Here is a 23,846-nt window from a genome sequence, read left to right as displayed (position 1 = left end):
TTCCGCTGTCGGGTAAATGAGCCGTTGGAGCAATTGTTCAACTCGCTGGGAACAGGCGCCATGAAAGCTCGTTATATCGGTGAGATACAGAGGAGTCTTTCATGTCCGGTTTCGCAGACCTGCCTCCCCTTGCTGATGACATCGAAGCCGGGCTCGCGGCCTACATGACCGACCCGGAGCTTTCACCGTCCCCTGCCGGTCGAGCCGCCGCAATTGAGACTATTTTGCGCGACTGGCTTGTCGCACATAGTTACATGGGCGCCCCCCCAGATCCCGCCCCCATTCGGTTAGATTCCGAAGGTGTGAATCGAGAAGAAGTCCAGTATCCAGGTTTTATCAAATAGCACCCTGACGCAGGTTCGCCTCCCGCCGGCCAAAGTCAAGCAATCGAGCCTAGTCCCGAGCAGGTCCAACTCGCTGGATGCATGCTCCTTACCAGGCGCTATCGAGGCGTTTGCGCACGCGCCAGCGATCGGGCAATGTCGACGATGTCTTTTCCACCACGCGAGGCGTCACATCCGGATCGCCCTTCTCGATAAGCGCGCCGATCTCATCAAGCACTGCAGAGCCCTAACCAGCGGATAGGCCCCCCACTCATGATTGACGGGCAGACTTGACTTCCTTCCGACAACGTCGCCACATCTTCGTCGCTGGCAAACTTGCCTCGGTCGGCCTCGCGCAATGTAGCAGTGATATCGTTGATGTCTCGACCGCGGGTGGTGTGGCTGTCATATTTCGCGCGTCGGACAAATGCTTTCGATCCGCAGAGAGGAAATAGACTTATGGCAGATGAGGTCAAATTGGACGACAACCAGGTTACTGCGACCGCTCCGGCGGAAGTGGCAGCGCCTAAGAAGCGCGGACCACGAGCAAAAAAAGTGGACGCTGCCACGGCAGAGTCAAGCCCCGCACCGAGCGCCGGGAAAGGCCGGAAGCGCAAGGAAACTTCGGCCGAGGCGAAAACTGCAAGTCAACCGAAGCGCGCCGCAAGGAAGAACGCCGCAAGGAAGAACGACGACAAGAGGACGGCCGCGCAATCGCAAGTACATGACGAGATCGCGGATCTTCTTCAGCTGGAGAAAGAGAATTCGCGGCTTCGCCGGGAGCTCGGCGACAAGTTGCGGGCCGAGAATGCTGAGTTGCGCAAGCGGCTCGGGCTCAGCTGAGTGTTAATGAAAGACCGATCGTCTACGCGATCGGTCTTCGTCAAAGCATCCTTCGGAGATGGCATGGCGCAATCCTGGATGACGAGATATCATGAAATCACCATGGAAGTTCTTACTTGATCTGACCTCAAGAGGCAGAGCTGTCGAGCCCCGGGAATCTATATCGGAGCCCGTGAGCGAAAGCTCGGATGCGCCCTTGGCAGGAATGGATCCTCCTGCAAGTACTCAAACGACGGATGCGGTCACAAACGCTGCCGACCCGGAGCCGAGCGAAGTCAAAAACAATGTCCGGACCGGCGGAGCAAATGCGGTTGATTTCGAGACCGCCAGCCACAGCACAAACCTTTTGGGCGGTCAGGCGCCCGAGCAGGCGGATCGACCCGCACGCAAACCACACCAACGGCAAACAAGAGACAAGAGATCAAGCGCCTCCGTTGCGGTGGATCCTCGGGTCGAGTATGGCTCACCGAGCCTCCGTGCTCCCAAGCAGCCGATCTCTTTAGCCGATGACGTGGCCGCCCTGGATGAGGAAATAAGAATGCTAAGGCGTCAGCTTTCGGAGAAGCTGGTGCTACAGAACGCCCAACTCAAGAAGATGCTAGAGCGATTTTGACGCTTTACGCGCTGAACCAGCTTTGGTCCCTGGATATCGATGAAGCCACAACAGCGAAAGTTCATTGTCGAAGTGAAATCGGCGCGCCGACGTTCGACAGGTCGACCAGCCCCTATTTGGGGCGACACCGATCTGAAGGCATTTGTGCGTGAGGCGGAGGCCGAAGTCCCACATCTGTTTCTGGCTGAAGCTCGAATTGGTGACCAGCCACCGGAGGTTACGGAACCGCTCAATTCGGTGGCTGCGGCGGTCGATGATGCCCCAACAACCGCTAGTCAACCAGAAGTGCCAGAAGAGAGTGTCGTCCCCAAGACAAGCTCGGCAGATGCGTCAGCCAACGCCACCTTCCCGGTAAAGCCGCCCGAGCGTTCGAAGCGTCCTCGTTCGACGGGTTTGGCGCGGCGCGTGCCAACAAAGTCAGTGCACATTGCAATTGCAGTCACTGTTGACGAGCTGGCGTCACTCCAGGATGCAAACCTCCGGCTGAAAAAGCGTCTGGTTCGGAAGCTTCGACAGGAAAATGCGGTACTTCAGAGTATGCTGGATCGGTTTGAGGCGCATTAAATGCGAGCTGGATCGCCCCCATCTAGGTCCCGCTTTAAGCAGCGTCGCGATCGACATCTTGCGTCGGTTTAACGGCTTCCTATCTCTATGGCGTCTTCGACACGGAGCCCCGAGATGAATCGACAGACAACCCGTGCCAGTTCTGAAAGAGAGATCGAAATTCTTCCGCCTGAACGCGAGCCACGAAACACGTCCGATACCGTAGTGTGCCTCTGTTGCCAACAGAAGCACCTCGCCTCACTGATGGATGTCGACGGTTGCGGCATTTGTGAGGACTGCCTCGCACCTCGTTAATCCTGAACCCCACTCGGCGACCTTCTGTGCAAGTGGCTGGGAGGCAGGAAGTACTTCGCATCGCTATTGGACGCGGCCCGTCAGAGGGCGACGTCCGCGGGCAGACTGCTCCAACTTCGATGTTGCAGCAATCCGGTGGAACGATGACGGCTTGCGAAGGGTCCAAAAGCTGATGGCGCCGATGCACCCTCAGCAACTGTTCCCGCGAAATGGCCGATGGGAAGCCATCGGCTCCTACTGCTGCTTGGCGAGCGCGTCGATCAACCCGATCTGAGAACGAACGCCTCTTCGATACTCGTTGATGAGGATTTTCGCTTCCGCTGTGGCGTCTTTTCGGCTGATCTTTTGATGACGGCACCATGCGTCAAGCACGCTCTGGAGCAGCGCAACGTCGTTCGGTGCGATGCTCGAATTCTCCAGGTTCATTTGTTGCTCTCCCAAGACGACAAATTGCCCCGAATGACGCCGCCCCCGGCATCAAGGCGATGATACTCATGGAGCAGCCGTTAGGAAGTAAACGATTGGTGAGGAGCAAACTAAATTCAGTGGCATCGGATCGCGGGTTTCCCGCAAGTCGATTTCCTGTGACTGAGCAGTGCTGCAGGTGCCCGCATGCGTTGTGTTCCGCCATACCGAGACCTAGCTGCGATCCAAATTGAACGACGTTGACCATGGCTCCTGAAATGGTCAACGTCGCACCTTGGAACCACAGAAGGGCGCCAGCTAAAAGCAGCCAGCAAACCTGGCAAACTTGCCAGGCCCGTATTTCTACCTGCTTTGACGGCCGGGCGGCTCAGAACTCCTGCCAGTCGCTGCTGACATCGAGTGCTGCATTGCCGTGGTAGGCTGCCGTCCTACGCGTCGACCGATGCGGCTGAGAGCTGTCGTTTCTTGTGGTCGTTCGCGCGTTCGCCAAGGGACTCTGAGTTGCGCCTTGGAGTTTGAATTGGCTGACAAGTCCTCTGAGGCGCACCGCCTCATTCGCAAGTGTGTTGGAAGCCGCATTGGACTGCTCCACCATTGCCGCATTCTGCTGCGTCGTCTGATCCATCGCGTTAACTGCGGTGTTGACTTCGGCAAGCCCGGCGGACTGCTCTTTCGCAGATGTGGCGATCGATTCCATGTGGGTGTTGATTTCAACAATGAAGCCACTGATCGTTTTCAACGCAGAGCCTGCGTCACGGACGAGTTTCACACCGTTGTCCACCTCTGCGGAAGAGTTGTGGATCAGGCCTTTGATTTCCTTGGCAGCCTGTGCAGAACGCTGGGCGAGTTCTCGAACTTCCTGGGCAACGACCGCAAAGCCCTTGCCGGCTTCTCCCGCCCGGGCCGCCTCAACGCCGGCGTTGAGAGCGAGGAGGTTCGTCTGAAAAGCGATCTCGTCGATAACGCCGATGATGTTGGAAATCTGCTGTGAGCTTTCCTCGATCTTTCGCATGGCCTCTTCGGCGTGGGATACGACCTGGGCGGATTCGGCTGCCGAACGGTTGGCGCGGCTTGCAACCCCCTTTGCCTCCTCAGTTCGCTTGGAGGAATTGGCGACGTTGACTGTAATCTGGTCAAGCGCCGCCGCGGTCTCTTCGAGCGACGCAGCCTGTTGCTCGGTCCGTTTCGAAAGGTCGTCGGTTCCGACCGCGATCTCGCGCGTGCCGGTATCGAGGGTCGAAATTGACCCGGAAATCTGCACAAGGGTCGTGCCGAGTTGAGCAACGGACTGATTGAAATCGTGGCGAAGTGTCTCAAAATCCTGCGCGAAGGCATCGTTAATCTGGAAGGCCAGATCGCCTGATGCCAGTCTCTTGAGGCCGGCTGCAAGGCCCGACGTTGCGACGCGCAAGCGTTCAGCGGCATCATTTTCGGCCTTTTCCTGCATCGCAATGCGCTCGACTTCGGCGCGTTTGCGGCTTTCCTGAGCTTCCTGCTCAAGCCGCCGGTTGGTGATCGCGCCCTGGCGGAAGACTTCGAGGGCCTTGCCCATGTCGCCGATTTCGTCGGCATTGCGAGCAAGTTCGATCTGCGCGTCCAGTTGACCCTCAGCAACGAGGCCCATGGAAGTCCCAAGCTTGTACATGCCCCCGATAATTCGTTTGAAGGTGACGAATCCGACGATGAAAAGCATGAGCGCCAAAGCGGACATGGCGATGGTGATGAGCATCCAATAGAACGATGCCTTGACACTGGCCTCGTCGACGGCCGCTTGCGTGCGATGCTCCAGTTTCACATAGAAAGCATCCACCGGCTTCATGATCTCGGCCTTGAATCGGTGATAGTCCGGCGAGTTCAGCATTTTCGTCGCCTTGCTCTTGGCTTCGGGGCCAAGTTTGGCGGCGTTGTCAACGAGCGCCATCGCCTCGGTTTCAAGCTTGATCAGCGCATCAGAGCGCTTTCCCGCCTCGCCGAGGAGGGCGAATTCCTCTTTGGTGAAACCAGCCTGCTGCATCAGATCTTGCATAGAAACGGCCGTTGCGTCAGGACGCGGCTTTGCGTCCCCGCCTGCGACGAAATCCCAATAGATGCGGTGATAGTCTTCGGGCCGCGGTCGCGTTCCATTGCGGATTTCAACGACCGCATTGTATTGGTCCTTGAAGGAAGGGTCCCCCGTCTCGGCGTAGGTACGCACGAGGCGAGTCAAATCGTCCGACGATTGCCGGAAGTTGTCAGCCAGCATGTACGAGTGATATTTCTGGTCGTAAGCCCGCGTAACATCAGCTGCTGCACCCGCGTAGCCCCAAAGACTGGTGATGAGGCCAGCCATGGTCATACCGGTGACCGATGCCAGAACGATAAATTGGCTCTTAATTCTCATGAAGACGATTCCTGATGTGGATATCGCTGCTGGCGTGCCGAACTCATTTCTATCGCCAGTGGCCATACCTCACATGAAAGCAGGTGGACCGGGCTGCATTGCCCGAAGCAAGTATCCTATAGAATAAATTGGTTATTGAACGGATAATGGGGTCACTGATACGAGACGGCATCAGCATAGTCTGCAATCTCACCTTTGAGTTGCAATAATTATCAAGTGAATTTGTAGTTTATTCGATTGTGTAACCGGGGCAATTTCCACCCACAAACGGCGAGGAATGCAGATTTTGGTTTCACCGCTGGAAAATACAATTTCCGGGTGAGACCTGAGACCTTGTTCTTATGCCCCCCGCAAATATAAACTTGCGCAGCACCGCTCCCCTGGGGCGCCCGCAGGTCGTGGCGCCCATCTTTAAATCGCTCAATTCGAGCGCAAGCGAAGCCGAACGCTTACGCAACCGGCGGCACGCTCATTGCGAGGATAGGAACTGGCGGCGGTTCCAACTGTTTAGTGGAGCGAGCGAGAAACGTTCGCCTTTCGAAGACTGCGTCGTTCTCCCCCTCCCTAGATTTGATACCGACCCTGCCGCCTTCATGAAGGTAGTAAGGCTCACCGCTCACGCTGATAATTCGGAGAGGAAATCCCGAACTTCCGCCTTGCTGCTCGGCTGCGGAGAGGATGAAACCACGCGGCAAGTCCCGGTGAGGCGAAGTCCAAGGTCCCACGGGTTTCGGGTGCCGCTCATATAGAGATGAAGTAGGCGTCGCGCCAAACACTCGCCTACCTCGCTATGAGGATCGATGGTCGATGTTGCGCCCTTTGAAGAAAGGAGGTTCCATAACAACCGTAAAAGGTGGCAGGCACAAAGCGCGCTCGCGGATGAGGCACCGCTGGGAGAGCAAGCGCATCATTGAGGAGGTTGGCTGTACATGAAGGCTGCAACGCGAGATCTGAAGGTGTTGGCGGTGTGCATTGGCAAACCCGAAGAAAGACCCGGCAAGAAGATGAAAACCGGGATCAACAAGCACCCAACAGGCGAAACGGTCTTCGTTGGATTCGAGGGTCTTGCAGACGACGCCGTTTGTAATGGAAAATACCACGGCGGTCCCGAGCAGGCGGTTTACGTTGAAGGAAACCTAACCCGCCTTTGGTGGCAAAGGGCGCTCAACAAGCCTATCAATCACGGGCTATTTGGCGAAAATCTGTGTATTGCAGGTTTGGACAACCAGATCGTGTCGGTCGGCGACCATCTCCTAATAGGCGATCTCGTGATGGAAGTAACAGCGCCCCGGATGCCGTGCCGAGTACTTGGGGATAGAATGGGAGATCATGGCTTTCCCAAACTATACAAAAAGGTCGCTCGCCCCGGCTTTTACTGCCGTGTTATTCACCCCGGCTACGTCACCGCAGGAGCGCTCGTGCGGTACGTGCCTTACGCCGGAGAGCGCATCTCGATGACAGAGATGGCAAGACACCATGGCAAGAGGGGGTCGCCAGAACTAATTGCCCTCTATCAGTCCGTGCCGGTGCACGCCAAGCTGCGGGCCTTTCTTTCGAACGGCCTGATCAAGTTTTAGGATGGTACGCAGTGTGGCCTGGTATCCGCCTCTTGGTCGCCCATAGTGCCGCCGGAGGCTCATCCATCACTTGCCTCCGACCCCATCCCCCTCCGCTTAACGAGCGCCGGCGCGGTTGAGTCGTTCAGACGGAGCACTTGCTGATCGCGGTCGTCACCCCGAACGATCGAGGACGTGGGCGACTTTTGACTACTTCTGGGCCTGAACGCGAAGCTCATTCATGTATGCGTCGAGCTTCGTCCGTGAGGGGCCTATGCGTTCCAGGATCTCGCGGGCTTCCAAAGGTTGTAACTTGTAGATGGCAATAAATTCCGTGAGATCGTAGTGGCCGTTGTAGACTGTCTCGAAAGGTTCGACTGAGCGCGCGCGAGTGGGTTTTGCAGTGACGCATGTTTTCCCAGCGATTGCCTCTTGATTGCCGTGTGTCATCGTTAACTACCGTCCTGCATGTGCTGGTCGCCTCACGCGTCCTATAAGGCCGTGGAAGCCGACGAATGTCGCTCAACGTCGAACAGGCAGCACTTGTTCCGAGAAAATGGCAACGTTGATCCGACAGATTTTTGAACACACCTGCCGCAGTCACGGCGTCTATCGATCCCGTGTTTATTTGGTCGTGTTTCCACGGGTGGGGCGATGCGTGAGATGGACACGGCCGCCATCCGATCGCCTGACGAAAGGGGTGATCTGGTGCGGGCTCGCCGACGCAGAAAGAGTGGCCGCCCTTGTCCATCTGGCACTGTACAAGGGTCGTCGACCCTCATAATGCCGACGCGGGCGTTTTTTTTACAGCGGCTGAACGTGCTGAAGATTGTGCCCGAGTCCGGACGAGTACAGGAAAAAGAGTGGGGTACGCTGAGCCGCTGGAAGGGCCCAAGCAAATCCAGCTGTCGTACTACCTTTTGGACGGCTTCAGACATGGTTTGCCCGTGCGGGTGGGACAGACCAAAAGGAACTCGGCCGACCCATCCGTCCGCAACGCCGGCATTTCAGGGCCGAATGAACTCATGCGTATCTGGGGGCTCAAGCGGGCGGCCAACTGACAGTGATGTCTCCGTGGAGGCCCCAGACGCCATAACTCTTTGTCCATCGATTTGAGACGACGAAGGTGGCGCTTTGAAGGGCCCTTGGCCGGTAGCTGATACCTCCAGAACGGAGTTCTCGCCACCCCGTACGGCGAACGTACTAGGTTGCCGCCCGAGATGACTAGTGCATGGACGTTGAAGAACGAAGCCCCTACCTGTATAGTGTCATCTATAGTTTATTTCTATTTTATCAAACTGTTAGGATACGGAAGGGGGACATCATGCGCCTTCCTGAGGTACTTTGGGCGGTTCCATTATCTGTTCGCTTACAGTCAGGAACGAACCGCCTATTCGCATCAGTTTACGACGCGCTGGATTTTCTAGAGCATGAATGGCCGATACGGCACGGACAGGGCTATGAACGAGCCGTGACGACATGCCGGGGCGCGCTGAACCGTTCGGTTCCCTCTGCAGTCGCGCGCGAGGCCTTCATTGGTGCGTGCATGGAGGCTAATATGCAAACGTCAGGCGTCGCTGCCCACTATCATGCGCGTTCGGGACCTCACGGCAAGCCACTGGCCTGACCAGGAGTACCGCTTCGGAACTAGTTCCGCGAATCTCCGTAGGCGAGGTCCCGGACGATATCCCAGGTGAAAATCCCGGAGTCCACGGCATCCGTACCGGCGAGATCGACCACGAACGTGCGCTCTCCGCTTGCTTTATTGTGGGTCTTCGCCTCTACCCCTTGCAATCGCCCTCCCGAACTTGTCGCTCGTTTTTCTTCTCCGCGCAACTGTCGCTGAACGGGCCGACGCGGCCATTTGTTCGCCGGCTTGTCGCAAGAACACGCGATCAGTAGGTGCAGCACATCCCTCCTCTGCGTCTTTGTCACGTGTTGCGGCTTGAAGAAGCCGGGCACGTCAGCATGCGCCTGTCGTGCCGATTGCAACAGGCGTATGCTTCCAAACGGGGCCATCGTGGCCGAAAATCTCAGGCCGCAAAGATAACCGCGTTGCACTTTGCAACTAGTGAGGAACCTTCTGCTCAATGGCCGAAAAACACATTCATCGCCGCCTCGCCGCTATCGTCGTCGCGGACGTTGTTGGCTACTCCCGATTGATGGAGGAGGATGAAATCGCCACGCTCGCAGCGCTGAAGGAGCGTCGGACGACAATCCTCCAGCCTATCGTAGGTGCGCATGGCGGCCGCATCGTCAAATTGATGGGTGACGGTGTTCTCATTGAGTTTCCAAGCGCGGTCAATGCCTTGGCCGGAGCGATTGAGTTGCAGCGGAAGATGCAGGCCGCCAATGCTGCCTTGCCCGAGACGCGCCATGTCGTCTTGCGCATCGGAATCAATCTCGGCGATGTCCTGATAGATGGCAGCGACCTTTATGGCGATGGCGTCAACATCGCCGCCCGGCTACAAAGCCTTGCCGACCCAGGCGCCATCTACCTGTCCGCGGCGATCCACGACCAAGTCAAGCGGAAGCTCGCGCTCAGCTTCGATGATCTCGGCCCGAAATCCCTGAAAAATATCGCCGAGGAAGTTCATGTATATCGTGTGCTCTACGACCCCGCAGCCTTGAAGGTCTACGGACAAGATACAGAGTTGTCTCTGCCTGCGCGGCCGTCCCTCGCCGTGCTACCGTTCACCAACTTCAGCGGTCAGCCCGAACAGGACGTGTTCACGGATGGTTTGACAGAAGACCTGATCACCGACCTTTCCAGAAATCCCGGCTTGTTCGTCATTGCCCGGCATTCGACGTTTGCTTACAACGGAAAATCACCTGACGTTCGAGCAGTCGCACGCGAACTGGGTGTTCGCTACATCTTGGAAGGCAGCGCTCGTCGCGCCGGCGGTCGCGTGCGCATCAACGTCCAACTCATCGATGCCGCTTGCGGCGATCACATCTGGGCCGAACGTTTCGACCGAAATCTCGAAGACATTTTCGGTCTCCAGGACGAAGTCACAGACAAGATTGTCGAGGCCCTCGTTGGACGCTTGGCGCGACCACCGTCACGCAAACGTCCGAAGAGCTTGGAAGCATATGATCTTTGTGTCAGGGGGCGAATTCTGATCTCAGCGTTCAACAGTTCCCCAGAAGCGCTGCGCGAGGCCAAGATACTCTTGAACCACGCAGTCTCCATCGATGCCGAGTATGGAGAGGCATTTCGTTGTCTGGCTTTTGTTTATTGGCAATTATGGGCGCAAGGCATCGAACCCACCCAAGAGAACCGCTCAAGGGCCTTTGAGCTAGCTCACAAAGCAGTTGCGTTGGACGAAGGCGATGCTGCCAGTCACTGGTTCGTCGGATATCTATGGGCTTACGAAAAACGCTGGTCCGAATCTGATCAAGCCTTCGCAATCACCTTTACGCTGGAACCAAACAATGCAGATGCCCTAGCCACGTTCAGAACTTGTGGCCTTCGCTGGGCGCGGATCGGAAGCGGTCGAACTGGCCCAAAGGGCGCTTCGGCTCAACCCGCACCCGCCAGGCTGGTACTATTGGCAACTTGGATTCGCCCATTACGCTGCTTGCCAATATGAAGAAGCCGTCAAGATCTTGCGCATGGAGGCGATTTACCGCAGCCCCTCACGCCGCATACTGGCGGCCAGCCTTGCCCAACTCGGTCGCACAGACGAGGCAATGCGGGAAGCAGCACTTTTCATGGCAATGGCTCCGAAATTCACCATCTCCCACTGGGCCGCGGCCCAACCTGCTCGCGATCCACAAACAGTCCAGCGCTTTATCGAAGGCTATCGCATGGCCGGATTGCCAGAGTGAAGAAAGCCGAGGTTTCGCGGCGGATCGAGCGGCAAACACCGAACGTCGAGCATTACCAGGAGGAAGACCGGTGCGCGCGAGATTTGCGGTCGCCTGATCGAACGTGCGCCGCTAGGCACAACGCTCTCGAGCCATGAGAGCGCGTCCGCAGCAGGTAACGTTAGTCAGACTATCTTGGCCGGTGCCAATAGCTTGGCTTGCTCCGGCTGCGCTGAGGTGGTCCAGCATTGCTTGCACGAGAGGTTGGGACGCGGGACGGTTGGATCGACCGTCCTAAACGCTTGCTCGTAGCCGAAGGAAATTCAGCCTCGCGCCGGTGGTAAGCTGGGAATCCGGACATGCGATGATTAGGGCTGGATCTCCCGTGCCATATGACAATCGCGCTAACTCAATCCTTTTCCCGCGGTGCCAGGGCTTCGTTTCTCGGTGACTTGAAATTTGTCATAACTTTCAACGTTGCGAACGTGACGATCGATAGAACGATGGCGGTATCGTAGGATCCGAGCCCCACGGCGACGCCGATTGCGCCAGTCGCCCAGATGCTCGCCGCCGTGGCGGTCCCGCGAGTGCCGAGCTTGCCGACAAGGATTGCGCCGCCACCGATGAAACCGACACCGTTGATCAGACCTTCAACCACGCGCGCGGTGGCCTCGGCGTTGCCAAGTGTGACCGTCTCTGCAGCCTGTATAAACCCACATGCGGCGATGGCGACCAACGGAAATGTGCGAAGACCAGCGCTTCGTTCGTTTTGTTCGCGATCCCAGCCGATCGGCAGAGCAAGGATGTAGGCCACCATCAAAGCTGCCAGATGCGGAAAAATGTCGAGTTTCACACCAACAGATAAAAGCCAATCCGTCACACGTACTTCCCTTTAAATGTCGCAGCCGATCAATTGGAGCGCCGACGAGAATGGCCTGCGCAACGGCTGTTTTCGCCAGGTCTCGACCTGAGGTTCAATTGCCGTGGCGGCGGATAACGCCAGCAGCGCGTCTGGAATTATGAGGCGATCAGCGGAAAGACGTTTTCCTGCCCCGTTGAAAAGATGAGCGATCGCGCCAAGCCGCCGCGTCACCGATTTCATGAGGTAATGTCAGGCGACAAAGATGACAGGCCACGTCGGCCCGCCAATACCTACATCCGCACTTTGGCGTTTTCGCCCATGTCCGGTTTGGCGCTGGTGACGGCTGCCGCTACCATCTTGATGTAGCTGATCACAGTGCCGGGACTGTCCCAGTATTCTGCCGAGCTTGGCGTAACTTTGAGAATGCGAATGGAGGGATCGTCGGGGCTGTCCCACCATGCCTTGGCAGGAGTCGACCAGAGATCCCGAATCTTCTCGCGGTCATTCTGTACCTCGGCTACGCCCGAAATCGACACATACTTTTGCTTCTTCGTGTCGGCGAAAGCCAGGCAGACATTTGGATGGCGCGCGACCTCGTCATCTTTGTGGCTCTTGACGTCGGTCAAGAAATACAGGGCGTTCTCAACCCGCTCGATGTAGGCCGACATTGGCCTGGCCTTAAGGTCCGCGCCGGATTGAGTGGTGAGCATGCAGAACCCGATCTTTTGGGCAAGGTCCCAGACCTCGCCGTTGTCGTCCTCGATGTAAGTCATACGCTTTTCTCCTTTGAGCCAAAGAAAACGACGGCTCTGGAATGACAATCCACGAAACCGGCTCACCTTGCCGGAGCGACAACTGCAGAGGTTGCGCCGCGGCCAGCCGCGCCATTTTACAGGGCGCGGCCGCCCCTTGGCGATTAGGCCGCCTTGGATCGCTTCGATGTTTTGTTGATCGACGTCACGGCGAGGTTGGTGAGCTTGTTGTTCGTAGCCTTCTCCTGGTCGAGAATCTCGCTCAGAAGTTTGTGCGCCTCATCATGACCAAGATCCTTGGCCCACTCACGAAGAGAGCCATAGCGCGCGATCTCGTAGTGCTCGACAGCTTGGCAAGCGGCCAGCAGTCCGGCATCGAGAGCTGTTCCTTCGGCCTCTTTCATCAAACCGTCGGCCTCCTTGATCAGCCCTTCGATGGCATCGCATTTTTCACCAGACGCCGTCTTGCCGATCGACTTGAAAACCTGCTCCAATTTCTTGATTTGGTCTTTGGTTTCCGAGAGGTGTTCTTCGGCCGCTTTTTTCAGTTCAGCGCTGTTGGCTGCCTTAGCAACCTTTGGAAGTGCCTTGGTGATGGCGTTCTCAGCGAAATAGATATCCTGCAGTGTATGCTCGAAAATTTCAGCCAGCGATTTCAATGGTTCTCTCCTTGGCAGGTGAATGCAGGAGAGAAAGCATTTTACGGAGGAATCGTTCCACTTCTCGTCGCCAAACCATACCATCCGTACGATCGGCACATTTAATCGCGGCGGGCGATCAGACGCCTCGACACCTACAAACTTGAAAAGAAGCACTGGATGATGAGGGCTCACGCACGACCCTTTCAGAGCGCAAACCGCCGGGATCGTTCATGAGACGATGGGTAGCGCAATTCGCTCAACTGGTTGGCGGGGTGAATTCATGCCTTCGGGCATCTGTACGAAGTCGGCGTGAAGAGTTTAGTTGTTCGCACCCGCAAAGACCAGAACACTGGAAGCCACCGCAATCGCACACGCAACAGGCAGCCCGCTTGCCTTCATCGTCTGTGTGATCACGGTTCTTGCTTGGGCACTGTCGGGCCCCTTCTTTGGCTTCTCCGAGACGTGGCAACTAGTGATAAACACGGGAACAACGATCGTCACGTTCCTCATGGTGTTTCTCATTCAAAATACCCAAAATCGAGATGGGGCGGCGCTGCAGGCCAAACTCGACGAAATCATATTGTTTACGGATGCCGAAAACGAATTCGTCGGTATCGAGCATCTGACGGACAAGGAGCTACAGGAGCTGCATGCTCGATGCGAGAAGGCTGCCCAGCGCTCGCATGCAATGCTTCAGAGCGCCCATGCCGAACGAAACGCAAGAGAAAATCGGTCGAAGCCGGCCTTCAATCGAGAGGATATCGAGAATCCGTCTCAAGCAAGCACCTCGGGTCGTTGATAAATGTGGCCCAGTGTCGGACGCCGACAGGCGCGAGTTGTTCTCCATGATCCATGGCGGTCGCAGATGTTCATCCAAGCGACCATTGCGAACGCGATAGCTATCGTGCGGAGGGCGGTAAATTCGGCTTGTTGATCATTATCCCGAAGCCGCCATCATCGTCGCATGGTGAGCACGCTGCGCCGCGCTGGCCTCCCCGGTCCCGATCAGTTTGCGGGCGACGTCACGAAAGCCCTAGCCGACGCCGGATTGTTTCGGTTGCGGGCCGTGCTTATCGGGTCAGTCGCATTCAGCACCTATGCGGGGATGCTAGGCGTCCGCCTTCCCTCGGCGGTTATGCAGACAGGCGACGCGGACTTCGCGCAGGACTTCGCAATCTCGGCCGGGGTTCCAAGACAGCCTGCCGCCTATCCTCGAAATCCTCAAGTCGGTCGATCCCGACTTCCGAGCGGTTCCGCACCAGGCTGACAAAGCCAAGGTGGTGGCCTTCCAGAACGCCAAGGGTTATCGGGTGGAGTTCCCGACTGGAAACCGAGGATCGGACGAATATACTGGCAAGCCGTCGCCCATGCCCGCCCTCGGCGGCGCGTCGGCGGAAAACCTCCGGTTCTTGGACTATCTCATCTACGAGCCCGTCCGGACGGTGCTTCTCTTCCGCGAGGGCGTGAACGTCCTTGTCCCCGCTCCCGAGAGGTATGCCGTCCACAAGCTGATCGTGTCTTCGCGTAGGCTGACGGACACGCTAGGACGCGTGAAGGCGGACAAAGACCTGTCGCAGGGCGCCTTGCTCTTCGAAGCGCTTGTGGAGACGCGCCACGGGGACGAACTGGCCGATGCGTGGGAGGAAGCATGGGAACGTGGAGATGCGTGGAAAGAGGGCATTGTCAGCGGCCTATCGAGACTGCCCAAGAACGGAGTGAAAGCCCTCGAAAAGGTTCTCGGTCCCGAGGTGGTGGAAAGCCTGCTGAAAAGGTGATCGACAGATGAACGCGAACCTTAGCCCTTACGACCCCGGCCCTCGCCAGCGTTACGGCAAGCCGTCGGAAGTCGTCCTGAAGGTCAGCCAGCAAGTCGTGAACGGCGAGGACAAGCATCTGCCGGATCGCCGGCTGTGCCTCGGTCTGCTGCGAGATCGAGAGGAAAGAGCTTTGGGAAGCGGGAGTAGGGCCTCGAGAACCTCTCAAGGCCGCCGACGCATGCGGGCGCGGTTTCGTACGACAGACAAAAGCACGGTCGATTGCCGGCGATGGTTCAGACCGCCTCATCATCCCTTGCCGTCAGAGTTTATCCCTTTTCAAGCAAGCGAGCTGTGCGGTTATGAGCAAAGACATTAGCGATCGGATGTGAGTTATCGGGATGGGCGAGAGTTGCTTGAGTTGCGAGATTACGTCGGGAAGACGAACAGTCCCTGGGGGCGCGGTCCAAGAAACACGCTTTTTCCACGCTCACCAGGACGTCGCCTATCCAATCCCCGGGCAAATCATCGTCACCGCAAAGAGGCATTTTTGCTTTTTGACGGAAATGAGCCAAGCCGAAACATCGGAATTTCTGCCACTGGTCCAACGCATTAGACGTGAGCAGGAGCGCCAACTGGGTATCGAGCACGTGTATTACTTCTACAATGAAGACACGACACACCACTTCCATCTTTGGATGGTGCCGCGCTACCCATGGATGGCACGTTTTGGAAAATCGATCGAGGCGGTGCGATCCGCCTTGCTCCACGCGCGTGAGCAAATGAGTTCTGAACACCACTTGGCCGCAGTAGCCGAAGCGGCCGCAAAGCTGAGGGAAAGCTTGGCCCGAGAGGTGGAAGGTGACTGACAAAGCGAACGACGCGCAGTTAGCCCCAACCGACGTGCGCCGTCCTTGGGCGGTCGTCAAGTTAGTCCCTTGGGATCAGAAACAGACGCCGACCTCACTCAACCAATCCCGATGGACACTGTGACCGGTATTTAAGGCCTGAAACGACCGCTTCGGTCGCACGCGAAGCCCTTCCGCCACGTCATCGCTCCCAACCAAAATCCCGCACGTTCCCTAGATCGTCCGCAATCCAAGGGTGTTTATAATTCAGATATAGACAACCCTAGGTGCAGATGATTATATCTTTGAAGGTTGTATTCTTAGTTTTCTCTACTAGTGGGAGCATTCTTTGGAAGATGCAAGTTTAATCATCAAGATCATATTGGGGTTCAGCGTGATAATAGCGGCGGTTCTGGTTCTCTTGATGCTAGCCCCTGCTTAAGCCCCTTCCCCAACGAATAGCGGCGTCGAAACCAAAATCCGACAACTTAAAAGCCGAGTTTCAGGTCAGGGTCCGCCGTTCCGCGGATTTTGCGAAAGGCAGATCCGAAATCGTCGTCGAGTGCGGAGACCTCGCATCGCGCTGCAGACAACGCGAACAACCGATTGACGCCTAGGTGAAGATATCGATAAAACGCCCCATCGAATTTGCTCGCTAGCTTTGGTTATAGCGCAATTGGCTTCGCGCTCTGAACGAACCTTCCTTTCAAAATCGCTATCAGGCCTCAAGTTTCGCGCAGAGGCTCTCAGTATCCTACGGAAGGGCTCGTCATGATTGCCGGCACAGTCAAATGCTCCAGATAAGGCCCCGGCGTCATCCAACATGCAACGGCAGCGTCGGCCGGTCTGCTCCTATTCCGCCGCCGAACGCGCTATGAGCGATCACGTCGAAGGCCGAAACATGATTTCGAAGGCGAGCGAGATCTCGGTCCAAAACCCCAGTTTGCCTGTTGCGTCCATAGCAATGTCTCAAGGCGACTATGTCACACAATCAACTAGGAAGACGCCTTGAAGAATACCAAAGTCAGCCCACTTTCCGGCCACGGCGCGGCAGCAACCGTCGACCGTGAAAAAGCCTGGCTAAAGATCCTGTCCACCTATCGACAGCCGCATATCGGCCGCAGCACCTTCGAGCTGACGGCGAGCCTTGTGCCATTTGTTCTGCTGTGGGCAGGAGCTTGGGCCTGTTTGCACTTCGGGTACTGGCTCGGCGTGGTCCTTATCGTCCCTGTTGCGGCGGGATTTCTCCTGCGCTTGTTCATGCTGCAACATGACTGCGGACATGGTTCGTTTTTCGGGCGGCGCAGCCTGGATGACTGGACGGGCCGAATGATCAGCGTTTTGACACTAACGCCTTATGACTACTGGCGCCGCGCCCATGCCGTACACCATGCTTCGGCAGGCAACCTCGACGAGCGAGGTGTCGGTGACATCACCACGCTTACCGTTGCCGAATACGACGCCCTCACGCCAGGAGGACGGGTTCGTTACCGCCTCTACCGGCATCCGCTCGTGATGTTCGGCATCGGTCCCGCCTGGCTCTTCCTGTTCAAGCAAAGATTGCCGTTCGGAATGATGCGCTCTGGCGCTCTTCCGTGGGTTTCCACCATGGCAACGAATGTGGCGATTGCCGCACTCTCGGGCATTCTTATCTGGGCAGTGGGTGTCGCACCGTTCCTCCTGATCCATCTGCCGATCGTCCTTCTTGCTGGGGCTGCAGGTGTCTGGTTGTTTTATGTCCAGCACCAGTTCGAAGACACGCACTGGTCAAGGCCACCCGAGTGGACGTTCCAATACGCGGCCATGCATGGCGCCTCGCACTACGATCTGCCGCAGCCCTTGCGCTGGATCACCGGCAATATCGGCATGCACCATCTCCATCACCTGTCGAGCCGCGTTCCCTTCTACAGGCTTCCTGAGGTCATACGTGATCATCCTGAACTGGGAGATATGGGCCGCATCACCATCAGGCAAAGCCTGGGCTTGGTGAAGCTCGTCCTTTGGGACGAGGCCTCCCACCGACTGATATCATTTCGAGAAGCAGACGCGCGCGAAACTGTGGCACGATCGGCTTTGCCGACACCTGCTTGAGCGCACCAAGCGCCGGCCGCGGCACGCGGCCAGCCCCCGTTCTCCCCCGGCTTGACCCGTCAAAAGAGCCGCTCGCAAAGAGGTTCAGCGTAGCGCCCGCCAGCGTCCAGGAACGTTATCCAACTAGCCGCTCCGGTCGCTTTCATCGCACCATCGTCGCGCCCAGGCTCCATCGCCTGCTTGCAACGGGTCGACCTCACGTTTTTTTTGCTGATCGACAAAGCAAGACCGCTCGAAATGTTAATTTGGACAGCTCCGTCTAGCTGCACAGCGTGTTGCGGCAGCACGCCTGCAGTTTAGAGAGGCGTTTCACCGAGCGCGGATCACTGTAACAATCGCACAATGCTCCTCGGCGCCGTGCAGCGGAGGCGCTTGCTTCCGAAACGCAAACCGGCTCGATATCTGAGCGGGTCGCCACGTCCGTTTTGGCGGCGCTCATCATCAAAGGGGTCACAAGGGAGCCGAGCAAGGTTCGGTGAATTTTGCCCATGAGGCTTGAAGCCTCAATATCCTAAACCGGCTGGCCGACGCAGGATGCATCGTCAGGCGTCAGCAGTCTTTCGCAGCCGCTACGGTCATACGGCCGATTGATGCACGACGGCTCGTATCATCCACCGAACCACCCGCGATTGCCCTCTACAGAAACGCTGCTTCGTCTATCAGCGAGCGGGTGCTGCGGCACAACAATCGACGCGGAAAGGCCAGCGTCAATAACGACTAAGCGAAGCCCCGCGCGACAGGTCGGCTGTGCACTTTTACGATGGAGCGCATGGCCCGTTGTGCATTTCCAAGGAAACCGCCCTCGCGACAGTACCCACCTTGTCCCTTGGTGTTTCCTTGGCCGTTGGTCCGAGGAGCATATTTCAGGTTTCACGCCAAGCACCCGGGAGTATGCTGACAACAGACAATTCGTACTTGCCAATCAGCAAGCAACCTATCGGCGTTTTCGAAGGGCTGCCTCCAAGGAGGTGCACAATGAGAGCCGCGCCATCATCCATTTATCTGATTATTCTTGCGACAATCTGGAGTGCCCCCCATTTCGCCGGACAAGTCAGCTATTGAGACAATGCTTTGATGAATTCCCTTGGGGATGCCATTTTCAGCGCTGAATGCGGATGGATTTCGTTGTAATCCTCGATCCATCCATCGATGTTCCGGAGCGCTGTGTCGGCGTCGGGAATGGGTGAGATGCGTATGTAGTCGCGTTTCAGGGTTTTGACGAAAGCCTCCGACATACCGTTTGATTGAGGGCTGGCGACCGGCGTGAAGCAAGGGACCAGATTGAGGGCCTGAGCAAACAGCCTGGTTTCCTTTGCTGTGTAGGCGCTGCCGTTATCGGACAGATGTTCGATGGCATGTGGGGCACGCGTGCCACCGAAGCGTTTCTCGACTGCTTCCAACATCATATCGCGGACGTCAGAACCGGAGATCCCGGCATTGGCGACGGCCGCCCACGAGATGATCTCTCGATCAAACGCGTCGATGATGAAAGCAAGGCGGACCACCTCGCCATTCCAGCAGGTGAACTCCAGGCCATCGGAGCACCAACGAAGGTTCGACCGCATCACCATGACCTTGCCGTCGTGGACGCGGCCCTTGCGCACGGCGGTGTGCTTCTCAAGGATCATGGCGTGGTTGGCCATGATGCGGTGGACCCGCTTGCGGTTGACGACCGGCTGATCGGCGGCCCGCCGCTGCCTGTTGAGAAGGGCAGCGATCCGCCGATAGCCATAAGTTGGCCTGGCATCCACCAGCTTGCGAATGGCAGGCAGCAGCTCGGCATCGTCCGCTTTGAGGTAGGGTCCGCGAGGCTTGGACTTGCCCTTCAGACGTTCGGAGAGATTAGAACGCGACACGTGTAAGGCCTCCGCCACCGCCTTCATCGGGAACCGCCCTTCGGCAACAATATCGGCCGCGATATCGGTTTTTTTGACTGGGCTTTGGAAAGGGCTTCGCGAAGAATCTCGTTCTCCAGCGTCTTGCGTCCGAGAATGCGCTCAAGCTCGCGCACTCGATCATCCAGCTTCCTCACCTCAGAATTGCCGATTACCGGCTCGTCGGAGTCCACTGCCACCGCACCTCCCTCGCTCAAGAGCCGACGCCAGCGATAGAGAAGGTTTGGCGCAACTCCATGCCGCCGAGCCGCAGAGGAAACCGTCTCCCCTGGGGCATAGCTCTCCTCGATGATCTGCAGTTTGCGTTCCGTTGTCCAGCGCCGCCGCCGGACGTCACCGATCATCAGGTCAACCTGTCGAAACTCGTTAGACATAAGCCTATCCTCAAGCCTGTGCTTGAGCCTTCCTGCTTATGCTGAGTGTCCGGTCGAAAGTGGGGGCAGTTCACAATCTCAGTCGGAGTCGTCCGAACGGACGCTCACCAGGCAAAGACCGGCTGGACCTATCCTCTGGCGTGCTGCAAGGCCCATGAGGCAGGTGGCGATTGTGCTGCCATCCCCGCGCCCGACATTTTGCGAGGGGCTCGTGGTTTTTCCGTTTTCTTGCATGCTGGCGACCACCACATGGCAAGACGACCGCACGTGTTCTTTATCCCCTATGGCGATGAGATCCCCTCGGGCGATGGGCAGTATCATATTTGCCTTCATCCGACGGAAGACGACGTGAACTGTTTCTTTGCCCCACCTGACAGCAGCTAACGCGAATACGCCACCCCGGAGTTCAACCGCTCGAGGTCGCCCGCGTCCGTCATTCGCGGGCGCGATATCGAGGCGGTCCTCGCTGCCGTGACCGTAACCGAAACATCGATCCGAGGTTTCGGCAAATAAAGCGCGAGTCTCGCAACCTCATAGCTCGTGCGACGATCAAGGTAGCTGCTGAAGTTGACTTCGTACCAGCAAGACCCAGGCTCATCACACGACGCGAGCAATTCCACCCGAAGTCACGCAACGCGATCTTTGATTGCGCTCCTTGCTAGTGATTCTTGATTAATTGCACCCCATCGCAGAACGCAATATTTTATTGCGTCGATGAGACGGGACGTCCACGGCCAGCGCTGCCGAACAGTTTCGGGTTCCGCACCAATCCCAGATGCCGTTCGACGACACGATCCACGAGGAGACGAGCGATGGGCACAACGACACCGAACAACATCATGCAGGTCGGCATGGGGTTCTGGGCGTCCAAGGCCCTGCTCAGTGCGGTTGAACTCGGCGTCTTCACCGAGCTTGCGACTGGCCCGGCCGAACTGCCGGATCTGCAGGCCAGGCTGAAACTGCATCCCCGCTCGGCCCGCGACTTTCTCGACACCCTGGTCGCGCTGAAGCTGCTCGAACGCGAGGACGGCCGCTATCGTAATGCCCCTGACACGGACCTCTTCCTCGATAAGGCGAAGCCATCCTACATCGGCGGCATCCTCGAAATGGCCAACGCCCGGCTCTACGGTTTCTGGGGTTCGCTGACCGAAGCCCTGCACACCGGAGAACCACAGAACGAAGCCAAGCACAGCGAAGATTTCTTCGCCGCGATCTATGCTGAACCGGCACGGCTGCGCGGGTTCCTCGAGGCGATGAGCGGGATCAGCGCCGGCGCGGCGCAGGCGATCGCCGCCAGGTTCGACTGGTCGAAATACACGACCTTCGCCGATGTGGGCGCGGCGCAGGGGATGGTGCCGGTGGTGATCGCGCGAGCGCATCCGCATCTCAAGGCCATCGGCTTCGATCTGCCCGCCGTGCAGCCGATATTCGACGACTTCGTCGCCCGGCAGGGCCTTACCGACCGCATCACCTTCCAAAGCGGCAACTTCTTCGACGGCCCAATGCCCAATGCGGACGTGATCGTGATGGGGCACATCCTGCACGACTGGGATCTTGCCGAAAAAAGGAAGCTCTTGGAAAAAGCGTTCGCTGCGCTGCCGAAAGGCGGAGCCGTGATCGTCTACGACGCCGTCATTGACGACGAGCGCCGCTTGAACGCCTTCGGCCTGTTGATGAGCCTGAACATGCTGATCGAGACCCGCGGCGGTTTCGATTATACCGGCGCCGACTGCCAAGCCTGGATGCGCGACGCCGGTTTTGTGTCCACGCGCGTCGAGCCGTTGCTGGGGCCGGACTCGATGGTGATCGGCTTCAAGCCCGGTTGATCGGAAACCAAACCCCGACCGTGGTTCCGCAAGACCGACCACTGGAGCAATGTCGATTGCCGGCAGCTGACAACGCCGTTGCTCAATCCGACTTTTGAACAGTCGCCGCAAAAGAGCCGCTACCAGCAGCCTACGTTTCTTGAAGTGCCGTCGGGAAAACCGAACCGCCTGCGCAATTCCGCAAGCAGCTAAACATGCAAACCCTCAAATATACCCGAGGGTGCCGCTTGACTCCCTCAGGCTGCGCCAGTATCAAGTTGTAGGCCTAACCCTACAATTGGATGCCATGCACCAGTCTCAGTCAAAACCAAGTCCCGCACTGTCGTTGTCGGATCTTCCCGCTCCCGATGTCGTCATCCGCCGGCTGAAACACCCCGGACGCTGGATCAGCGGCGGTCTCGTCATCCTGCTTCTGGCGGTGATCGGACGCGCTTTCGCAGTCGGCCAGATCCAGTGGACGGTGGTCGGCGAGTTTCTGACGGCCGGTGTCATCATCACCGGTTTCGGCTGGACGCTGCTCATTTCGGCCTGCGCGCTGGTGCTCGGCGTGCTGCTCGGCTTTGCCTTCGGCATCATGCGGCTCTCGGAAAACCCGATCCTGCGTTTTGCCGCCTGGCTCTATGTCTGGATCTTCCGCGGTACACCGGTGCTGCTACAGCTTCTCATCTGGTTCAACATCGCGCTGATCTTTCCGAAGCTCTACATCCCCGGTCTTATTGACGCCCGCATGGTCGATGTGGTGACACCCTTCGTCGCCGCGGTTCTCGGTCTCGGCGTCAACGAAGGGTCGTACCTCACGGAAGTCGTGCGCGGCGGTATCGGTTCGGTCGACAAGGGTCAGAAGGAGGCGGCCCACACTCTCGGCATGACGCCCGGGCAGACGATGCGGCGCATCATCCTGCCGCAGACCCTTCGGCTGATCCTGCCCGTGCTCGGCAACAGCGCGATCGGCATGCTGAAGTTCTCCTCGCTCGCCGCCACCATCGCCATGGGCGAGATGCTGAACGCGGCCCAGCGCATCTACTTCATCAACGGCGCCGTCATCGAACTGCTGTTTGTCTGCGCCGTCTGGTATCTGGCCGGAACCACGGTTCTGTCCATCGGCCAGTATTATCTCGAACGCCACTTCGGCCGCGATGCCGCAACGACAACCACCGAACGCCGCTGGTTCAAAGCCTGGGCGCGTCGTCCGGCCGTCACGGGTGAAGCATGACACTTGCAGTTAAAGCGGTCGGTATCCGCAAGAGTTTTGGCAATCACGAGGTGCTGAAGGGTCTCGACCTGGACGTCGCCTATGGCGAGGTTCTCTGCATCCTCGGACCCTCGGGCAGCGGCAAGAGCACGTTCCTGCGCTGCATCAACCACCTGGAAATACCGAATGGCGGCTACGTGTGGGTGGACGGCGCGATCATGGGCTACGAGCTCAACCGCGGCGCGCTGCAGGAATTGCCGGTCAAGCGACTGCGCGCCCAGCAGAGCCAGCTCGGCATGGTGTTCCAGCACTTCAATCTGTTTGCGCACCGCACCGTGCTCGGCAACGTCACCGAGGGACCGATGGTGGTGCGCGGTCTCAGCCGCGCCGAGGCCGAAGCCCGCGCCATGGCCCTGCTCGAGCAGGTCGGCATGGCGGCCAAGGCATCGAGCTACCCGTCGCAGCTTTCCGGTGGCCAGAAACAGCGCGTGGCAATCGCGCGGGCGCTCGCCATGGAACCGCGCGTCATGCTCTTCGACGAGCCGACCAGCGCTCTCGATCCGGAGCTCGTCGGTGAGGTGCTGGAGGTGATGCGCAATCTGGCGCGCGGCGGCACGACGATGATCGTCGTCACCCACGAAATCGGCTTCGCAAGAGAAGTCGCCGACCGCGTCGTGGTGATGATCGACGGCGAAATCCGCGAGAACGGCGCACCTCAACAGGTCCTTAGCAACCCCGGTGATGCGCGTGTGCGCAGTTTTCTGAGCCGCGTGCTTGCCTGACGACAAGAGTTCAAAAAAGG

General features: G+C 57.9%; 20 protein-coding genes and 2 pseudogenes. 14 read left to right on the top strand and 8 right to left on the bottom strand.

Annotated features, from left to right (window positions below; all coding sequences use genetic code 11):
* Nucleotides 1–101: 101 nt before the first annotated feature.
* The gene (locus tag FA04_RS30135; protein WP_034799922.1) at nucleotides 102–344 is read left to right on the top strand and encodes a hypothetical protein; all 243 of its coding nucleotides are present in this window, start codon (nucleotides 102–104) and stop codon (nucleotides 342–344) included.
* 88 nt (nucleotides 345–432) lie between these two features.
* Here FA04_RS30135 and FA04_RS36455 read toward each other — a convergent pair whose 3' ends face one another.
* Nucleotides 433–561, bottom strand: a complete 129-nt coding sequence (locus tag FA04_RS36455; protein ID WP_255382115.1) for a hypothetical protein — start codon at nucleotides 559–561, stop codon at nucleotides 433–435.
* 221 nt (nucleotides 562–782) lie between these two features.
* On the opposite strand from FA04_RS36455, the gene FA04_RS30130 reads away from it, so the two are divergent.
* The 3 genes from FA04_RS30130 (at nucleotide 783) to FA04_RS35465 (ending at nucleotide 2,343) form a co-directional block, all read left to right on the top strand.
* The gene (locus FA04_RS30130) at nucleotides 783–1,166 is read left to right on the top strand and encodes a hypothetical protein (protein WP_034799921.1); all 384 of its coding nucleotides are present in this window, start codon (nucleotides 783–785) and stop codon (nucleotides 1,164–1,166) included.
* A gap of 91 nt (nucleotides 1,167–1,257) precedes the next feature.
* Complete coding sequence (locus FA04_RS30125) at nucleotides 1,258–1,779, top strand: hypothetical protein (RefSeq protein ID WP_156553121.1); 522 nt, start codon at nucleotides 1,258–1,260, stop codon at nucleotides 1,777–1,779.
* Between the two features lie 39 nt (nucleotides 1,780–1,818).
* The gene (locus FA04_RS35465) at nucleotides 1,819–2,343 is read left to right on the top strand and encodes a hypothetical protein (protein ID WP_134886620.1); all 525 of its coding nucleotides are present in this window, start codon (nucleotides 1,819–1,821) and stop codon (nucleotides 2,341–2,343) included.
* A 528-nt stretch (nucleotides 2,344–2,871) separates the two neighbouring features.
* On the opposite strand, the gene FA04_RS30120 is transcribed toward FA04_RS35465, so the two are convergent.
* Complete coding sequence (locus tag FA04_RS30120) at nucleotides 2,872–3,063, bottom strand: hypothetical protein (protein WP_034799920.1); 192 nt, start codon at nucleotides 3,061–3,063, stop codon at nucleotides 2,872–2,874.
* A 367-nt stretch (nucleotides 3,064–3,430) separates the two neighbouring features.
* Nucleotides 3,431–5,443, bottom strand: coding sequence for a methyl-accepting chemotaxis protein (locus FA04_RS34695; protein WP_234798878.1), 2,013 nt, complete (start codon nucleotides 5,441–5,443; stop codon nucleotides 3,431–3,433).
* 929 nt (nucleotides 5,444–6,372) lie between these two features.
* On the opposite strand from FA04_RS34695, the gene FA04_RS30110 reads away from it, so the two are divergent.
* From FA04_RS30110 to FA04_RS30090, 3 genes and pseudogenes are all read left to right on the top strand, one after another.
* Nucleotides 6,373–7,020 (top strand): MOSC domain-containing protein, encoded by a 648-nt coding sequence (locus FA04_RS30110; protein ID WP_034799919.1) that lies wholly within the window; start codon nucleotides 6,373–6,375, stop codon nucleotides 7,018–7,020.
* 1,303 nt (nucleotides 7,021–8,323) lie between these two features.
* Nucleotides 8,324–8,626, top strand: coding sequence for a DUF982 domain-containing protein (locus FA04_RS34690; protein ID WP_082566340.1), 303 nt, complete (start codon nucleotides 8,324–8,326; stop codon nucleotides 8,624–8,626).
* 463 nt (nucleotides 8,627–9,089) lie between these two features.
* Nucleotides 9,090–10,830, top strand: a pseudogene (locus tag FA04_RS30090) (adenylate/guanylate cyclase domain-containing protein).
* A 388-nt stretch (nucleotides 10,831–11,218) separates the two neighbouring features.
* Here FA04_RS30090 and FA04_RS30085 read toward each other — a convergent pair.
* The 4 genes from FA04_RS30085 to FA04_RS30075 form a co-directional block, all read right to left on the bottom strand.
* Complete coding sequence (locus tag FA04_RS30085; protein ID WP_210336703.1) at nucleotides 11,219–11,626, bottom strand: MgtC/SapB family protein; 408 nt, start codon at nucleotides 11,624–11,626, stop codon at nucleotides 11,219–11,221.
* 75 nt (nucleotides 11,627–11,701) lie between these two features.
* Nucleotides 11,702–11,911 carry a hypothetical protein gene (locus FA04_RS35460; protein WP_134886622.1) on the bottom strand — a complete coding sequence of 70 codons (210 nt, stop codon included), beginning with the start codon at nucleotides 11,909–11,911 and terminating at the stop codon, nucleotides 11,702–11,704.
* A gap of 50 nt (nucleotides 11,912–11,961) precedes the next feature.
* Nucleotides 11,962–12,444, bottom strand: a complete 483-nt coding sequence (locus tag FA04_RS30080; RefSeq protein ID WP_034799917.1) for a pyridoxamine 5'-phosphate oxidase family protein — start codon at nucleotides 12,442–12,444, stop codon at nucleotides 11,962–11,964.
* A 143-nt stretch (nucleotides 12,445–12,587) separates the two neighbouring features.
* Entirely contained in the window at nucleotides 12,588–13,082 is a 495-nt protein-coding gene (locus FA04_RS30075; protein WP_034799916.1) for a YciE/YciF ferroxidase family protein, read from the bottom strand.
* A gap of 304 nt (nucleotides 13,083–13,386) precedes the next feature.
* On the opposite strand from FA04_RS30075, the gene FA04_RS30070 reads away from it, so the two are divergent.
* From FA04_RS30070 to FA04_RS30055, 4 genes and pseudogenes are all read left to right on the top strand, one after another.
* A complete protein-coding gene (locus tag FA04_RS30070) occupies nucleotides 13,387–13,863 on the top strand; it encodes a low affinity iron permease family protein (protein ID WP_234798877.1) in 477 nt (158 codons plus the stop codon).
* A gap of 150 nt (nucleotides 13,864–14,013) precedes the next feature.
* Nucleotides 14,014–14,839 (top strand): annotated as a pseudogene (locus FA04_RS30065) (nucleotidyltransferase family protein); the annotation flags it as partial.
* A 545-nt stretch (nucleotides 14,840–15,384) separates the two neighbouring features.
* Nucleotides 15,385–15,687 (top strand): hypothetical protein, encoded by a 303-nt coding sequence (locus FA04_RS36620; RefSeq protein WP_335669434.1) that lies wholly within the window; start codon nucleotides 15,385–15,387, stop codon nucleotides 15,685–15,687.
* A 987-nt stretch (nucleotides 15,688–16,674) separates the two neighbouring features.
* Entirely contained in the window at nucleotides 16,675–17,757 is a 1,083-nt protein-coding gene (locus tag FA04_RS30055) for a fatty acid desaturase (protein ID WP_034799914.1), read from the top strand.
* A 1,055-nt stretch (nucleotides 17,758–18,812) separates the two neighbouring features.
* Here the strand turns inward: FA04_RS30055 and FA04_RS30050 are convergent.
* Nucleotides 18,813–20,026, bottom strand: a protein-coding gene (locus tag FA04_RS30050; protein ID WP_156553014.1) for an IS3 family transposase whose coding sequence is annotated in 2 segments (ribosomal slippage) — nucleotides 18,813–19,690 and nucleotides 19,690–20,026 — 1,215 coding nt in all. Because the reading frame shifts where the segments join, the coding sequence is not laid out codon by codon here.
* An 812-nt stretch (nucleotides 20,027–20,838) separates the two neighbouring features.
* Here FA04_RS30050 and FA04_RS30035 point away from each other — a divergent pair.
* From FA04_RS30035 to FA04_RS30025, 3 genes are all read left to right on the top strand, one after another.
* Nucleotides 20,839–21,852, top strand: a complete 1,014-nt coding sequence (locus tag FA04_RS30035; RefSeq protein WP_034803348.1) for a methyltransferase — start codon at nucleotides 20,839–20,841, stop codon at nucleotides 21,850–21,852.
* 286 nt (nucleotides 21,853–22,138) lie between these two features.
* Nucleotides 22,139–23,065 (top strand): amino acid ABC transporter permease, encoded by a 927-nt coding sequence (locus tag FA04_RS30030; protein ID WP_034803346.1) that lies wholly within the window; start codon nucleotides 22,139–22,141, stop codon nucleotides 23,063–23,065.
* Nucleotides 23,062–23,826: an amino acid ABC transporter ATP-binding protein gene (locus FA04_RS30025; protein ID WP_034803344.1), complete on the top strand. Its 765-nt coding sequence runs from the start codon at nucleotides 23,062–23,064 to the stop codon at nucleotides 23,824–23,826. The genes FA04_RS30030 and FA04_RS30025 overlap by 4 nt, the downstream gene beginning before the upstream one ends.
* Nucleotides 23,827–23,846: the final 20 nt, after the last annotated feature.

It is taken from the genome of Ensifer adhaerens, from assembly GCF_000697965.2.
Classification (GTDB): Bacteria; Pseudomonadota; Alphaproteobacteria; order Rhizobiales; family Rhizobiaceae; genus Ensifer; species Ensifer adhaerens.
Note: the sequence above shows the minus strand (reverse complement) of the source record. Positions and strands in the feature narration are given on the sequence as shown.